At 59.9% G+C, this 16217-nt stretch carries 12 protein-coding genes; 5 read left to right on the top strand and 7 right to left on the bottom strand.

Translation table 11 applies throughout. The features are described from left to right. Nucleotides 1-4: 4 nt before the first annotated feature. The 5 genes from NF676_RS22250 to NF676_RS22230 all read left to right on the top strand — a co-directional run bounded on the left by NF676_RS22250 (nt 5) and on the right by NF676_RS22230 (nt 5776). Nucleotides 5-871 carry a cell division protein FtsQ/DivIB gene (locus tag NF676_RS22250; protein ID WP_039761388.1) on the top strand — a complete coding sequence of 289 codons (867 nt, stop codon included), beginning with the start codon at nt 5-7 and terminating at the stop codon, nt 869-871. 15 nt (nt 872-886) lie between these two features. Continuing rightward, nucleotides 887-2146 carry a cell division protein FtsA gene (gene ftsA, locus NF676_RS22245; RefSeq protein WP_016773282.1) on the top strand — a complete coding sequence of 420 codons (1260 nt, stop codon included), beginning with the start codon at nt 887-889 and terminating at the stop codon, nt 2144-2146. Between the two features lie 103 nt (nt 2147-2249). Next, nucleotides 2250-3446 (top strand): cell division protein FtsZ, encoded by a 1197-nt coding sequence (gene ftsZ, locus NF676_RS22240; RefSeq protein ID WP_016773283.1) that lies wholly within the window; start codon nt 2250-2252, stop codon nt 3444-3446. Between the two features lie 112 nt (nt 3447-3558). Then, on the top strand, nt 3559-4470 hold the full coding sequence (lpxC, locus tag NF676_RS22235) for a UDP-3-O-acyl-N-acetylglucosamine deacetylase (protein ID WP_007916984.1): 912 nt from the start codon (nt 3559-3561) through the stop codon (nt 4468-4470). Nucleotides 4471-4804: 334 nt separating this feature from the next. After that, nucleotides 4805-5776, top strand: coding sequence for an IS110 family RNA-guided transposase (locus NF676_RS22230; RefSeq protein ID WP_252867835.1), 972 nt, complete (start codon nt 4805-4807; stop codon nt 5774-5776). A gap of 72 nt (nt 5777-5848) precedes the next feature. Here NF676_RS22230 and NF676_RS22225 read toward each other — a convergent pair whose 3' ends face one another. The 7 genes from NF676_RS22225 to NF676_RS22195 all read right to left on the bottom strand — a co-directional run bounded on the left by NF676_RS22225 (nt 5849) and on the right by NF676_RS22195 (nt 15884). After that, nucleotides 5849-7357 (bottom strand): sensor domain-containing diguanylate cyclase, encoded by a 1509-nt coding sequence (locus NF676_RS22225; protein ID WP_252878869.1) that lies wholly within the window; start codon nt 7355-7357, stop codon nt 5849-5851. Nucleotides 7358-7542: 185 nt separating this feature from the next. Beyond that, nucleotides 7543-8859 carry an OprD family porin gene (locus tag NF676_RS22220; RefSeq protein ID WP_252886783.1) on the bottom strand — a complete coding sequence of 439 codons (1317 nt, stop codon included), beginning with the start codon at nt 8857-8859 and terminating at the stop codon, nt 7543-7545. 194 nt (nt 8860-9053) lie between these two features. Beyond that, the gene (locus tag NF676_RS22215; RefSeq protein ID WP_016773285.1) at nt 9054-9275 is read right to left on the bottom strand and encodes a hypothetical protein; all 222 of its coding nucleotides are present in this window, start codon (nt 9273-9275) and stop codon (nt 9054-9056) included. Nucleotides 9276-9574: 299 nt separating this feature from the next. Further along, nucleotides 9575-10939 (bottom strand): heavy metal sensor histidine kinase, encoded by a 1365-nt coding sequence (locus NF676_RS22210; RefSeq protein ID WP_252868270.1) that lies wholly within the window; start codon nt 10937-10939, stop codon nt 9575-9577. Next, nucleotides 10929-11606 carry a heavy metal response regulator transcription factor gene (locus tag NF676_RS22205; protein WP_110646176.1) on the bottom strand — a complete coding sequence of 226 codons (678 nt, stop codon included), beginning with the start codon at nt 11604-11606 and terminating at the stop codon, nt 10929-10931. Before NF676_RS22205 ends, NF676_RS22210 begins: the two co-directional genes overlap by 11 nt. Before the next feature lie 7 nt (nt 11607-11613). Next, nucleotides 11614-14727, bottom strand: coding sequence for a multidrug efflux RND transporter permease subunit (locus NF676_RS22200; RefSeq protein WP_150638551.1), 3114 nt, complete (start codon nt 14725-14727; stop codon nt 11614-11616). Next, on the bottom strand, nt 14724-15884 hold the full coding sequence (locus NF676_RS22195) for an efflux RND transporter periplasmic adaptor subunit (RefSeq protein ID WP_252886782.1): 1161 nt from the start codon (nt 15882-15884) through the stop codon (nt 14724-14726). The genes NF676_RS22200 and NF676_RS22195 overlap by 4 nt, the downstream gene beginning before the upstream one ends. Between the last annotated feature and the right edge of the window lie 333 nt (nt 15885-16217).

Genomic DNA, 16217 nt, shown 5'->3' with positions numbered 1-16217 from the left:
GACCATGCAAGGCGCTCATCTCAGACATCAGCCACCCGCACCCGGCCGCAAGCCGGTGCCGCGGGGTGCCAGCCGAATGGTGGCGAAAGAGCCGATGTCCGCGCGCCTGCCGAAAGCCAATTTCAGCTTTCTGAAAAGCCTGTTCTGGCCAGTGCTGCTGGTGGCGCTGGGGTTTGGCACCTACGAAGGCGCGCAGCGTCTGCTGCCGTACGCGGACCGGCCGATCAGCAAGATCGCGGTGCAGGGCGACTTGAGCTACATCAGCCAGCAGGCGGTGCAGCAGCGGATCGCGCCGTTCGTGGCGTCGAGCTTCTTCACCATCGACCTCGCCGGTATGCGTACCGAGCTCGAGCAGATGCCGTGGATCGCCCATGCCGAAGTGCGTCGGGTGTGGCCGGATCAGGTGGTGATCCGCCTGGAAGAGCAATTGCCGGTGGCGCGTTGGGGCGACGAGTCGTTGCTCAACAACCAGGGCCAGGCGTTCACGCCCAAGGAACTGGCGAACTACGAACACCTGCCGCAGCTGTTCGGCCCACAACGGGCTCAGCAGCAGGTGATGCAGCAGTATCAGGTGCTGAGCCAGATGCTGCGCCCGCTGGGTTTTTCGATTGCACGCCTGGAATTGCGTGAACGCGGCAGCTGGTTCCTGACCACCGGTGCCGGCAGTTCCGGCCCCGGCATCGAGTTGCTGCTGGGACGCGGCAACCTGGTGGAAAAGATGCGCCGCTTTATCGCCATCTATGACAAGACGCTGAAAGAGCAGATTACGAACATTGCGCGCATCGATCTGCGCTACGCCAACGGCCTCGCTGTTGGCTGGCGGGAACCCGTAGCGCCGACGACAGCCCAACCCGCTGTCGCAAAGAATTAAGAAGAGGCAGGACCCATGGCAAACGTGCAAAGCGGCAAAATGATCGTCGGTCTGGATATCGGCACCTCCAAAGTGGTGGCGCTGGTAGGCGAGGTCGCGGACGACGGCCAGCTGGAAATCGTCGGGATCGGCACGCATCCGTCCCGCGGCCTGAAGAAGGGCGTGGTGGTCAACATCGAATCCACCGTGCAGTCGATCCAGCGCGCGATCGAAGAAGCCCAACTGATGGCCGGCTGCCGCATTCACTCGGCGTTCGTCGGCGTTGCGGGCAATCACATCCGCAGCCTGAACTCCCACGGCATCGTCGCGATCCGTGATCGCGAAGTCAGCTCGGCTGACCTTGAGCGTGTGCTCGACGCCGCTCAGGCCGTGGCGATCCCGGCTGACCAGCGCGTGCTGCACACCCTGCCGCAGGATTACGTGATCGATAACCAGGAAGGCGTGCGCGAGCCTCTGGGCATGTCCGGCGTGCGTCTGGAAGCCAAGGTTCACGTGGTCACCTGCGCCGTCAACGCTGCACAGAACATTGAAAAATGCGTGCGTCGCTGCGGTCTGGAAATCGACGACATCATCCTCGAGCAACTGGCCTCGGCCTACTCGGTGCTGACCGACGACGAGAAAGAACTGGGCGTGTGCCTGGTCGACATCGGCGGCGGCACCACCGACATCGCGATCTTCACCGAAGGCGCGATCCGTCACACCGCCGTGATCCCGATTGCCGGTGATCAAGTGACCAACGACATCGCCATGGCGTTGCGCACCCCGACCCAGTACGCCGAAGAGATCAAGATCCGTTACGCCTGCGCCCTGGCCAAACTGGCCGGTGCCGGTGAAACCATCAAGGTGCCGAGCGTTGGCGACCGTCCACCGCGTGAGCTGTCGCGTCAGGCCTTGGCCGAAGTGGTCGAGCCGCGTTACGACGAACTGTTCACCCTGATCCAGGCCGAGCTGCGTCGCAGCGGCTACGAAGACCTGATCCCGGCGGGCATCGTGCTCACCGGCGGTACGTCGAAAATGGAAGGCGCCACTGAACTGGCCGAAGAAATCTTCCACATGCCGGTGCGCCTCGGTGTACCGCATGGCGTGAAAGGTCTGGATGACGTGGTGCGCAACCCGATTTATTCCACTGGCGTCGGTTTGTTGATGTACGGCCTGCAAAAGCAGTCCGACGGAGTTTCGTTCTCCGGCATCGGCAGCCGCGACAGCTACAGCAGCGAAGAGCCTCAGGCGCCGCTGCTGGACCGCTTGAAAAAGTGGGTTCAGGGCAATTTTTAAAAGCAGCTCGAAGCGACAAGCTTCAAGCGGCAAGCAACTGCAGCAGATACACCGCTACAAACAGCAGTAGGCGAAAAAACTAGAGAATGTAAGGAGAGGGAAAATGTTCGAACTCGTAGACAACATCCCCGCAAGCCCGGTAATCAAAGTTATCGGTGTCGGCGGTGGCGGCGGCAACGCTGTCAATCACATGGTCAAGAGCAACATCGAAGGCGTTGAGTTCATCTGCGCCAACACCGATGCTCAAGCGCTGAAAAACATCGGCGCGCGGACCATCCTGCAACTGGGCACCGGCGTGACCAAGGGCCTGGGTGCCGGCGCCAATCCTGAAGTCGGCCGTCAAGCCGCTCTGGAAGACCGTGAGCGCATCGCTGAAGTCCTGGCTGGCACCAACATGGTGTTCATCACCACCGGCATGGGCGGCGGTACCGGTACCGGTGCAGCGCCGATCATCGCCGAAGTGGCCAAGGAAATGGGCATCCTGACCGTTGCGGTCGTGACCCGTCCGTTCCCGTTCGAAGGCCGCAAGCGTATGCAGATCGCCGACGAAGGCATTCGCATGCTTTCCGAAAGCGTCGACTCGCTGATCACCATTCCGAACGAAAAACTGCTGACCATTCTCGGCAAAGACGCAAGCCTGTTGTCGGCTTTCGCCAAGGCTGACGATGTACTGGCCGGTGCCGTTCGCGGTATCTCCGACATCATCAAGCGTCCGGGCATGATCAACGTCGACTTCGCCGACGTACGCACCGTGATGAGCGAAATGGGCATGGCGATGATGGGCACTGGCTGCGCCAGCGGTCCGAACCGTGCACGTGAAGCTACCGAAGCGGCAATCCGCAACCCGCTGCTGGAAGACGTCAACCTGCAAGGCGCGCGCGGCATTCTGGTGAACATCACCGCCGGTCCTGACCTGTCCCTGGGTGAGTACTCCGACGTGGGTTCGATCATCGAAGCCTTCGCTTCCGAGCACGCGATGGTCAAAGTCGGTACCGTTATCGATCCGGACATGCGCGACGAGCTGCACGTGACTGTGGTTGCCACCGGTCTGGGCGCGAAAATCGAGAAGCCTGTAAAGGTCATCGACAACACCGTTCACACCTCGATGGCTTCGGCGCAGGTGCAACAACCGGCTCCGGCCCGTCAGGAGCAGCCAGCGGTGAACTACCGTGATCTGGACCGTCCGACCGTCATGCGCAACCAGGCTCAGGCCGGTGCTGCGGCTGCCGCGAAGATGAATCCGCAGGATGACCTGGATTACCTGGACATTCCGGCATTCCTGCGTCGTCAGGCCGATTGATGGAATGTATCAGGGCTATGAAGGTGATTGGTGTTCAGCAAAGGCATGGTCTGCTATCATCGCCAGCCTTTGTTGATACCAGTTCGCAATTTGCGCTGAAGCGGCCCAAGCCATGATTAAACAACGCACACTGAAAAATATTATCCGTGCCACAGGTGTAGGCCTGCATTCCGGCGAGAAGGTCTATCTGACCCTCAAGCCTGCGCCTGTCGACACTGGCATTGTGTTTTGTCGCGCTGACCTCGACCCTGTGGTGCAGATTCCTGCCCGCGCGGAAAACGTCGGTGAAACCACTATGTCGACGACGCTGATCAATGGCGACGTCAAAGTGGACACGGTAGAGCACTTGCTCTCGGCCATGGCTGGCCTGGGCATCGATAACGCCTACGTCGAGCTCTCCGCGTCCGAAGTCCCGATCATGGATGGCAGCGCTGGACCCTTCGTATTCCTGATTCAATCGGCAGGCCTGGAAGAACAGGACGCCGCCAAGAAATTCATCCGCATCCTGCGTGAAGTGACAGTGGAAGACGGCGACAAGCGCGCCACTTTCGTCCCTTTCGAAGGCTTCAAGGTGAGCTTCGAGATCGATTTCGATCACCCGGTATTCCGGGACCGCACCCAGAGTGCAAGCGTGGATTTTTCCAGCACTTCGTTCGTAAAAGAAGTCAGCCGCGCCCGTACCTTTGGTTTCATGAGTGACATCGAGTACCTGCGCAAGCACAACCTCGCACTCGGCGGCAGCGTGGAAAACGCGATCGTGGTCGACGCTGATGGCGTGTTGAACGAAGACGGTCTTCGTTATGAAGACGAATTCGTCAAACACAAGATCCTCGACGCGATTGGCGACCTGTACCTGCTGGGCAACAGCCTGATTGGTGAGTTCAAAGGCTTCAAGTCCGGTCATGCACTGAACAACCAGCTGCTGCGCAAATTGATTGAGCAGACAGATGCTTGGGAAGTGGTGACGTTCGAAGACGCCAGCACAGCACCGATCTCTTACATGCGCCCGGTTGCGGCGGTGTAAGTAAAAAACCTCTCTAGTTTTTTGAAGGCCATCCTCGGATGGCCTTTTTTTATGCCCTTTAAAAGATCAAAAGATCGCAGCCTTCGGCAGCTCCTTGTATCTCGACTAACGCTCCGTCAGGAGCGATAGTTCTCGACTGATCATCGAGGGAGGGACTTGGAAGCCGCGCAGCTCCTTAGGCTTTTTGCCTGTGACGTAGATCGTGCTCCAGCCCTCCACACTCACTCGTACAGTTCGCACGGTATCTTGGGCCCGCCTGCGGCGAGAGCCCGCATTCGCAAGGTTGGACAGAGTGACGTGATGATCGCAACAGGGAACAAGTGGAGAAACGATCATGTCCGGTTTCGTTGGCGTCGACATCGCAAAGAACACCTTTGATATCGCTACACACCAGCCCAACGGCAAGCACAAAACCAAGGCCAAGCTGGCCAACGATCCAAAGGGCTTTAAAGAGTTTGAGGCGTGGCTAGAAAAAAACGCCGAGCGTTCGGCCCTGATCGTGATGGAAGCCACCAGCGTCTACCACTTGGAGCTCGCGGAATTCGTTTACAACAAAGGCTTCCGGGTCTGCGTCGTGAACCCGGCTACGACCAAAGCGTACGCTGACAGCGAACTGCGCCGCATCAAGACCGATAAAAGCGATGCCAAACTGATCGCCGACTTTGCCCGGGAAAAGGATCAAAAACTTCACCCATGGGCGCCTGAGCCGCTGAAATACCGCCAGTTAAAAGCAATGGTGCGCCGCCTGGATGACCTTCAGGAAATGGAACAAATGGAGCTTAATCGTCTGGACGTTTCCGACGAAAAGGTCAAAGACTCGATCAACTCCGTTCTGCGCCATATCGAAAAAGAGATCGTAGAAACGCATAAGGCGATCAAAAAACACATCGATGACGACCCGGATATGCGTCAGATGCGGGATCTCATCGTAACCATCGACGGCATCGGACAAAAAACGCTTGAACGATTGCTCGCCGAACTGGGTGACCTGCGCAAATACAGTGATCCTCGCCAACTGGTCGCTGCCGCAGGGCTCAATCCAAAGCTGCAGGAATCAGGAAAGCTCAAAGGTCACACCCTGATCTCAAGAGTAGGGTCAGCACGGCTGCGTGCAGGCCTTTACATGCCTGGCATGGTGGCGCTGAAACACAATAAGGCGATCAAGGCGATGAAAGAACGCCTGGAAGCCAATGGCAAGGCCCCCAAGCAGATCATCTGCGCAGCAATGCGCAAGCTGCTGCACTTCATTTACGGAGTGCTCAAGTCAGGACTGCCATATGACCCGAAACTTGCGCTTGCCCGGTGAGGCTCAAGACGGTATCTACAGGGATACCGCATTCCAGATGTAGGAGCTGCCGAAGGCTGCGATCTTTTGACTTTAAATTGACACTACAACGCGATTGCGCCCGCCTTCCTTGGCCTGATACAGCGCCTTGTCCGCTGCAAACAGCAGCTGCTCAAGTGTCATCTCGCTCGCCGATGTCCATGTCGCGATGCCGATACTCACCGTCATCGCCCGCTCAGCGCCTTCAACCCATGGCAAGTTTTCCACAGCCCGGCGAATCTGCTCGGCGATCTGCTGCGCCCCGGCGCTGTCGGTCTCGGCAAGAATCACCGAAAACTCTTCACCGCCATACCTCGCGACCAGATCCGCCGGGCGCCGCACGTTCGCGGTGATTACCTTGGCCAGTTCGCGCAACACCTGATCCCCGGCCTGATGGCCATGGCGATCATTGAAGGCCTTGAAGTGGTCAGCATCGATCATCATCACCGACAGCGGCTGGCCGGAGCGCTGCGCGCGGAACCATTCGTGGCGCAGGGTCTGGTCGAGCATGCGTCGGTTGGCAACGCCGGTCAGATCATCGGTGGCAGCCAGTTGCGCCAGTTCGCGTTCGGCGCGATGGCGCAAACGCAGTTCCCGAGCGAGCAGCCAGGTCAGCCACAACAGCCCCAGGCACAACACGCCGGTGGCGCCGCTGATCAGAATCGCTGTGCGGCGCCAGGTGCCGAACACCTCCTCGCTGGACAGCGCGACCATCACCGTCAACGGCAGATTGCCGACCCGCGAGTAGGTATAGAGCCGGCGTTGTTTATCCATGCTCGAGGTACTGGTGAAACTGCCGCTGCCATCGCGATCGTTGAGAATCCGCACGACGTTGGGCCGGTTGCCGAAACTCTTGCCGACCGAATCGCTTTGCAAATAGGGCTTCTGCGCGAGCAGCACGCCATCGCTGTTGATGATGTTCAATGTGCTGTCGGTGCCGATGTCGAGGCTTTTGAACAGGTCGTCGAAGTAGTCGAGTTTCAGCGACGCCACCGCTACGCCGAGGAATTCACCGGTCTGCGAGGAGATGCGCCGGCTGAAGCTGATGCGCCACTGATCGGCTTCTTCACAATCGCAACGGGTCTTGAACGGGCGGCTGATGAACATGCCCATGTCACGGTTGAACGCATGGGCGAGGAAATAATCGCGGTCGGCGAAATTGCCCGGTTTCGGTTCGATGCGCGAGGAGTCGGCGATCACCTCGCCATGCTTGTCGAGCAGCAGGATGTCGCCTTTGAAACGCGCGGTGGCAGAGCGATCGAACAGGGCCAGATGACGGATCTGCGGCGAGACGTTCTGCAGGTCGTCACGCTGGGCGGCGGCGATCAGCCCTTGCAGCGTCAGGTCGTACAGCTCGACGGTGCGCAGCACATCGGCGTCGATCAATTGCGCGATGGTCGTGGCGCGGCGCGTGGCGACTTCCTGCGCACTGGCGTACTCGCGGATCAGCAGAAATGTGACGATGCACACCATCGCAATCACCGTCAGCAGGCTGCCGAGGATCAGCAGGCGCTCGGGGCGACCGGTAAGGCCTGTGATGGAAGGCGTGCGGCTGGTGATCATGATGGGCTGTCGGTAGGAGTGGTTTCGTAAGCTTAGTAGGGCTGACGCCGGACAAACCTGTGGGAGCGAGCCTGCTCGCGAAAGCGGTGTGTCATTCAACACAGATGTTGACTGACAATCAGCTTTCGCGAGCAGGCTCGCTCCCACAGGGTAGATCACAGGATCTGAAAAACGCAGCGCCGATCTTAGAAGACGTTGACCGGGTAGTCGATGATCACGCGGTATTCATCTGTATCCGAATCAATCGCGCCGTAGCCGTTGCCGCCACGGTTGGTCGCCCATTGCAGGCGTACCGCGAGATCCTTGGCCTGGCCGCTTTGCACGACGTACTGCAAATCGATGTCGCGTTCCCAATGCTTGGCGTTATGGCCGTCGGCGCTGTACCAGCTGGAATAGCCTGCGCTGTTCGGGTCGGCTTTGGTCAGGTCCACCGTGCCGCGTGAATAGGACAGCGCCGAGGTCAATCCGGGCATGCCGAGGCCAGTGAAGTCGTAAGCGTACTTGAGCTTCCAGGAGCGTTCGTTCGGACCGTTGAAGTCCGAATACTGCTGCGAGTTGTCTAGATAAACGCTGTCGCCCTGGCTGATGTAGTCGAACGGCGTATTACCGTTGACCCGCTGAAAGGCGGCGGTAACGCTGTGATGACCGACGCCAACGGTGAAGTGCAGGCTGTAGGTGTTGTTGTCGATATCGCCGAGCAGCGCATCACCGGTGTCTTGCGTGTGATAGAAGTGCAGGCCCGGGTTGAGGCTGACCAGATCGTTCAGTTGCCAGGTGTAGTCGAGGTCGTAGTAGTACTGGTTCCAGATGTCCTTGAGCTCGGACGCGTAAAGGCTGCTGGTCAGGCCCTCAACGCCGCTCCAGGCCACACCGGCCCAGTTCAGGTGGCGGCTTTCGTCACCGTCGCTGAGGGTGCCGTACGACGTACCAATTCGCGTATGACCGCTCTGGTTATAGGGCTTGGTGAAACGGGCCTGGCCACCTTCGATCAGCCAGCCGTCGAAGCTGCGGTTACTCAGGCTGATGCCACGAAAGGTCTGCGGCAGCATCCGCGTGTCGCCGCCGGCAATCACCGGGTTGGTGAGGAACAGGTCACCGGCCTTCAGTTCGGTATCGAATGCTCGCAGCTTCAGGGTCCCGCCGGCGGTTGAAAACGAGCCCGGCGCTTTGCCGTTGCCGTCGCTGATCGGCAGGATGCTCGAACCGTCGGTACCGCCTCCGCCATCGAGTTTCAAGCCGAGCATGGCATGAGCATCGACGCCGAAGCCGACCGTGCCTTCGGTATAACCCGATTCGAAAACCCCGAGAAAACCTTGCCCCCATTCAATGTTGTCGTCCGCTTTCTGCAAGCGGTTGCGATTCATGTAGTAGTTGCGGGCATTGAGGCTGAGGCTTGAGCCTTCGACGAAACCTTGTTCAGCGGGCTCGTCGGCGTGGGCGGCGGGAGCAATCGTTGCGGCAATTGCAATGAACAGCGGGGTGAGGCAGGCAGGGTAAAACACGTGCGGTGGAGCTCCTTGGGTCAGCGGGCCGCTCTGGTTCATGAGCGGCTTGATGTTTCTTGTTTTTTCAGACGCGCCAGACGGCTTTCAGACCACAACGAAAAAAGGCCGCTGAATGGCAGCGGCCTGGAGTGACGACGGTTGAACGGGAAGAGCCAAACAACCGCGTCGAGGGAAACCTTTCGCGGTGAGACTCAGCTGTCTTTCTCGAGCGCTTGAGCCTGGGAAGTAGCGGCCTGCGGGGATTGCGTCGCGTCTTGAGCCTTGGCCATCACTTCGGCCTGATGCTGATCGAATGCCTGTGCGCGCGCGACGTTGTGCGCCACGAACGCTTGCGATTCTTCAGCCATCGCCATCGGCGACAGGATCAATGAGGACAAAACGAATGCGCTGGCAATACCCATACTGTTGGACATCTTGAAAACCTTCTCGCTTGGCGAGTGCTGTTTGGTGCGGGCAAAGATAAGGTTGCCGAGGGTTGGGAAACAGCGCGATTTTCATAAATGACTGTTACAGCAAAAGCAAAGATCGGCACGGGTAACAACCCGGTCTGTGCGTGATGGTGGCCTGTGGCGAGGGGATTTATCCCCGTTGGGCTGCGAAGCGGCCCCAAGAATTCCAGCCTCAAAGATTCTTAGAGCTTGTGCACAGGATTTGCGACTGCTGCGCAGCCGAGCGGGGATAAATCCCCTCGCCACAGGGCTTGGCTGAGCATTCAGACCGGGAGATGGATGCCAAAGGTGTTCATGCCCCGATCACTGCGCACAAACACATCCCCGCCATGCATCAGCGCAATCGCCTTGACGATCGCCAGCCCCAGGCCGTGGTTATTGCCGCTGTTGCTACGCGAGGCATCGACCCGATAAAACCGTTCGAACAACCTCGGCAGATGCTCGCTGGCAATCGGCGTCCCGGGATTGGCCACGCCAATGCTCACCTGGTGTTCTTCAACCTCGATGCGCACCTCGATCACCTGGCCCGGATCGGTATGCTGCACCGCGTTGCTGAGCAAGTTGATCAACGCCCGGCGCAGGTGCGCGACCTCGATTTGCACTTGCGCATCGCCGCTGACCTGCACTTCAACCTGCGCGTCCTCAAGAATGAAATCCAGATAGTCCAGTGTCGTCGCCACCTCATCAGCCAGTGACGTCGAGGTCAGTTTGGTCGCCTTGTTGCCCTGATCGGCGCTGGCCAGAAACAGCATGTCGTTGATGATCGAGCGCAGTCGCTCAAGCTCTTCGAGATTGGATTGCAGCACTTCGAAATAGTGTTCGGCGGAGCGCCCGCGAGTCAGTGCGACCTGGGTCTGGCCGATCAGGTTGGTCAGCGGCGAACGCAGTTCATGGGCGACGTCGGCGTTGAACGATTCCAGCCGCGAATAGGCCAGTTCAACCCGTTCCAGAGTTGAGTTGAACGATTCGACAAACTGCTCCAGTTCCGGCGGCAGCGGCGACAGGCGCAAGCGTCCGGCGCGCAGTGGTGGGGCCAGACGCTGGGCTTCCTGCGACAGCTTGATCAACGGCTTCAGACCGATTCTTGCGACCCAATAGCCCAATGCCGAGGCCAGCAGCACCCCGACAATCGCCAGACTGATCAGGGCGATGAGCAAGTGATGCTGGGTCTGATGCAATGTCTCGGTGTCGATGCCGATCATGAAGCGCAGCGGCGGGCGCTGGTCCTTGGCCGGGAACTGACTGACCAGCACTTTCAGCGGGTAGGGCTGATCGGGCAGTTGCAGATCGTGCATGCCCAACGGGCCGTTGATGGCCGCGCGAATCTGCGGCGTAAGGTTGCCGTACTCGTAGCGCGGATCACCGCTGCTGATCCAGAAACTGATGCGCTTGTCTTCCTCACCGAGCAGTTTGAGCTTGTTGTTGATCTTCACCCAATGCTCCGGCGTGCCGTAACGGCCAACGGTGGATTCGAGCACGCTGTACCGCGCATCCAGCTCGGCTTCGGGCAACAATCCCAAGCCCTTGTCGACCTGTTGATACAGCGCGCCGCCAATCAACAGAAACACCACCAGCGCCACCAGCGTGAACATGCCGCTCAGGCGCAAGGCAATCGAGTTACTGGACACCACGGCTCTCCAGCACATAACCCATGCCGCGAATGGTGTGCAGCAGTTTTTCGTTGAACGGCCCGTCGAGCTTGGCGCGCAGGCGTTTGATCGCGACTTCGACGACGTTGGCGTCACTGTCGAAATTGATGTCCCAGACCATTTCCGCGATGGCGGTTTTCGAAAGGATTTCGCCCTGGCGACGGGCCAGCACGCTGAGCAGGGAGAACTCTTTCGCCGTCAGGTCCAGGCGCGTGCCGGCGCGGGTGGCCTTGCGGCTGATCAAATCGATCCACAGGTCGGCGATGGTCACTTGCACCGGTTCGTGGCCGCCGCTGCGCCGGGTCAGCGCTTGCAGGCGGGCGACCAGTTCGAGAAAGGAAAACGGTTTGCCGAGGTAATCGTCGGCGCCGTCGCGCAGGCCCTTGATGCGATCTTCGACGCGCTCGCGGGCGGTGAGCATGATCACCGGGGTCTGCTTGCGCGCACGCAATGCGCGCAGTACGCCGAAGCCATCGAGCCCCGGCAGCATGACGTCGAGGACGATCACGGCGTGGTCGCATTCCAGCGCCAGATGCAGGCCTTCGACACCGTCGCGGGCAAGGTCGACGGTGTAGCCCTGTTCGGTCAGGCCACGGTGCAGATAGTCCGCGGTTTTTTCTTCGTCTTCGATAATCAGAACGCGCATGACCGCCTCAGTCTGTGGTCGCCAGTGCCGTTGCGGGCGTTGGGGCTGGTGGGTGTGAGTGCCGGTGAAACAGCCGCTCGAGCCATAAGTATATGACCGGCGTGGTGAACAGCGTCAGCATCTGGCTGACCAGCAAACCACCGACCACGGCAATGCCCAACGGCTGGCGCAATTCGGCGCCGGTGCCGTAGCCGAGCATCAGCGGCAACGCACCGAGCAGGGCGGCGAGGGTGGTCATGATGATCGGCCGGAACCGGGTGATGCACGCCTCGAAAATCGCCTCCTGCGGCGGCAGGCCACGCTGGCGCTGCGCCTCGAGCGCAAAGTCGATCATCAGGATGCCGTTCTTTTTGACGATGCCGATCAGCAGCACCAGACCGATCAACGCCATGATCGAAAAGTCCTGGCCGCAGATCCACAGCATGATCACCGCGCCGAGGCCTGCTGCCGGCAGGGTCGAAATGATCGTCAGCGGATGCACGAAGCTTTCATAAAGCACGCCGAGAATGATGTACACCGCCACCAGCGCCGCCAGAATCAGCCATGGCTGGCTGGCCAGCGAACTCTGGAACGCCTGCGCCGCGCCCTGGAAATTGCCGCTGATCGCGGTGGGCATGCCGATCTCGGCCTTGGCCTGATTGAGCTGAATCACCGCATCGCCCAATGCCACGCCGGGGGCGAGGTTGAATGACATGTTGGCGGCGGGGAACATGCCGTCATGGGCAATCGACAGCGGGCCGATGGTCGGCGCGTCGAATCGGGCCAGAGCCGAGAGCGGCACCATTTCCCCACTGAGTGGTGAGCGCAGGTAAAAATAGTTGAGGCTTTCGGCCTTGCCGCGTTGTTTGGTATCCAGTTCCAGAATCACGTTGTACTGATTGACCTGGGTCTGGAATTCATTGATCTGCCGTTGGCCGAACGCATCGTACAGCGCCTCGTCGACATCGCTTGCCGTCAAGCCGAAACGCGCCGCTGCGCTGCGATCGATGCTGATGTGGGTGATGCTGCCGCCCAGTTGCAGGTCATTGGAAATGTCGCGGAATGCCGGGTTGCTGCGCAGTTTCTCGGTCAGGCGCTGGGTCCAGGTGGCGAGGGTCGCGCCGTCATTGCTCTTCAGTACGTATTGGTACTGCGCACGGCTGGGGCCGGAGCTTAGGTTGATGTCCTGCCCGGCGCGCAGATACAGGACGATGCCGGGGACTTTCATCAGTTGCGGGCGGATGCGATCGATGAACTGGCTGGCGCTGACATCGCGATCGCCACGTTTTTTCAGGGCGATCCAGAAGCGCCCGTTGGCGATGGTCTGGTTGCTGCCGGAAACCCCGACCGAGTGCGAAAACGCCTGCACCGCCGGATCGGCTGCAACGATTTCGGCCATCGCCAAGTGTTTTTTCACCATGTCGCCGTAGGAGATATCCGCAGCGGCTTCGGTGGTGCCGAGGACAAATCCGGTGTCCTGCACCGGAAAGAAACCCTTGGGAATAAAGATGTAACCGGCAACAGCCAGCGCCAGCGAAAGACCGAACACACCAATCATCAATTTCTGATGATCAAGGGCGCGGCGCAGGCCTTTTTCGTACCAGCCGAGCAAGCGCTCGCTGAAACCCGGTTTGGCGCTGGCGTGATGCACCGGTTTGCGCATGTACAGCGCAGCAAGGGTTGGCGCCAGCGTCAGCGAGACCACCACGGAAATCATGATGGTCGATGTCGCGGTCAGGGCGAATTCCTTGAAAAGGCGCCCGACCACACCGCCCATGAACAGCAGCGGAATGAATGCCGCCACCAGCGAGAAACTGATCGAAACGACGGTGAAGCCAATCTCGCCGGCTCCCTTGATCGCCGCCTCGCGCATATCGTCACCGGCCTCGAGATGCCGATGAATGTTTTCCACCACCACGATCGCATCGTCCACAACGAAGCCGACCGCGACGACGATCGCCACCAGCGTCAGGTTGTTCAGGCTGAAGCCGAGGACGTACATCAGGGCGAAACTGGCGATCAGCGAGACACCGAGCACCGCCGAGACAATCAGCGTCGCCGACAACTGGCGCAGGAACAGCGCCATGACCGCGACCACCAGCAGGATCGCGATCAGCAAAGTGATTTCCACTTCATGCAGCGAGGCGCGAATGGTCTGCGTGCGGTCGATCAGGGTTTTCACCTGCACCGAGGCCGGCAGCATCGCTTCGAGGCCGGGCAGGGCGGCTTGAATGCGGTCGACGGTTTCAACGATGTTGGCGCCGGGCTGGCGGAAAATCACCAGATTCACACCAGGTCGATCTCCGGCCCAGGCCTGCACGTAGGCATCTTCCGCACCGTTGACGACTTTGGCGACATCGCGCAGGTGAACCGGGGCGCCATCCTTGTAGGAAACGATGAGTTGGCTGTAGTCCTCGGGGTGGAACAACTGATCGTTGGTCGACAGCGTCGAGATGCTCGATTCGCCGTACAACGCACCTTTGGCCAGGTTGAGGCTGGTCTGCTGAATCGCCAGCCGAATGTCGGCCAGCGTCAGGCCAATCGCCGCGAGTTTGTCCGCCGAAGCTTGTACGCGAATCGCCGGGCGTTGCTGACCGGTGATGTTGATCTGGCCGACGCCGTCGATCTGACTGATCTGACGCGAGAGCAGGGTTTCCACCAGGTCGCTGAGTTCGGTGCCGGGCATTTGCGTCGAGCTGACGCTGAGGATCAGCACCGGGCTATCGGCCGGGTTGACCTTTTTCCATGTGGGCAGCGTCGGCATGTCTTTGGGCAACTTGCCGGCGGCGGTATTGATCGCCGCCTGCACTTCCTGGGCGGCGGTGTCGATGCTTTTGTCGAGAGTGAACTGCAAGGTCAGCAGGGTTGAGCCCAGCGCGCTGCTCGAGGTCATCTGGGTCATGCCGGGGATGGCGCTGAATTGCACCTCCAGCGGCGTCGCCACCGAGGAAGCCATGGTGTCGGGGCTGGCGCCGGGCAACTGCGCCGACACTTGAATTGTAGGAAACTCCGCTTCCGGCAGTGGCGCAATCGGCAAACGCGGGAAGGCAATTACGCCGACCAGTACCAGAGCGAACGTCAGCAAAATCGTCGCTACCGGGTGATCGATGCACCAGGTCGAGATGCCTTTATGCGAGTTCATGGCTTGGGCTCCGCCTGCACCACTTGCGGCGGCTCGCTCATGATTTGCACGCTCGACCCCGGCTTGAGCCGCGACTGCCCGTCGGTCACCAGTACGTCACCGGCGTTGACGCCTTTGATGATGTCCTGGCCGCTGCCCTGATAAACCATTTGCACCGGCACTGCCTCGACCTTGTCGTCCTTCACGCGGTAAACGAAGTGTTGTTCGAGGCCTCGCTGTACGACGGTGGGCGGAACCACCAGCGCGTCTTTATCCACAGCGGTCTGAATTTTTACCGTCACCAGCAAACCCGGCCAGAGCTTCTGGCTGGCATTGGCGAATTCGGCCTTGGCGCGGATGGTGCCGGTGTTGGCGTTGATCTGGTTGTCGATCAGGGTCAGCTGACCTTCGCCGAGCAAATTGCCGGTTTCGCCATCGGTGTCGGCGCCGATGTAAGCCTTGACCGGGGCGCGTTGCGGGTCGCTGATCAGGCTTTGCAGGGTCGGCAGCATCTGCTGCGGCAGGGAGAACTCGACGGCGATCGGGTCGATCTGCGTGACGGTGAACAGGCCCTGGGTGTCGGTCATGCGCAGGAAGTTGCCTTCATCGACCGTACGAATACCGACGCGCCCAGTAACCGGAGAGCGAATCTGCGTGTAGGACAGTTGCACCTGCGCCGCATCGATCGAGGCCTGATTGCCTTGCGCAGTGGCTTTGAGCTGATTGACCAAGGCCTGTTGCTGGTCGAAGGTCTGTTTCGATACGCCGTCGTCGACGCTGAGCAGTTTGTAGCGCTTGAGATTGACCAGCGCGACCTGCAACTGCGCCTGACTCTCGCCCAACTGCGCCCGGGCCTGGTCGAGGCTGGCGCGGATCGAGCGGTCGTCAATGGTCGCGAGCAGGTCGCCTGCTTTGACCCGTTGGCCTTCCTTGACCAGAATTTTCGTCAGAATGCCGTCGATCTGCGAACGCACCACCACGCTGTGCAGCGAAAGCACCGAGCCGATGCCGCTGGTGTAGCGCGGCACGTCTTTGGCGCTGACCGTTACGACGCGTACCGGGATGGCGGTCGGTGTAGCCAGTTTGGCCGGCGCCGGTTTCAGCGCGAACCACAGGCCGGCGGCTGCCAGCAGAATCAGGAGAGTGGCCAGCAGGATTTTGTTTTTCTGGATGGACATGCGCGGCGCCGAAGTCTGGAGTTTGGGCAGATTGACCAGTTATAAACCGGTCAGGCGGTCGGCAGGGTGACGGCTGGCTGTCAGGATTGTCAGTTTCGTTTGTATAGATGGGGAGTAGCAGTGTGCGGCGATGGTCTTGTGTTGGATTCGCCCCTCACCCCAGCCCTCTCCCCAAGGAGAGGGAGCCGATTTGTGGGCTTTTCGAACCTGAGTTCGACTCGGTATCCCATGTCGGCGGACCTCGAGTAAACACCTCGGTCTGTCCCCTCCCCAGGGCGAGGGTTACGGTGAGGGGAAACCATTCAGCGCACCGTGCAAATCTTCAGATGCCGA

Origin of the sequence: Pseudomonas siliginis (genome assembly GCF_024072275.1) — a bacterium.
GTDB classification, from domain to species: Bacteria; Pseudomonadota; Gammaproteobacteria; order Pseudomonadales; family Pseudomonadaceae; genus Aquipseudomonas; species Aquipseudomonas siliginis.
This window is presented reverse-complemented; position numbering and strand designations above follow the sequence as displayed.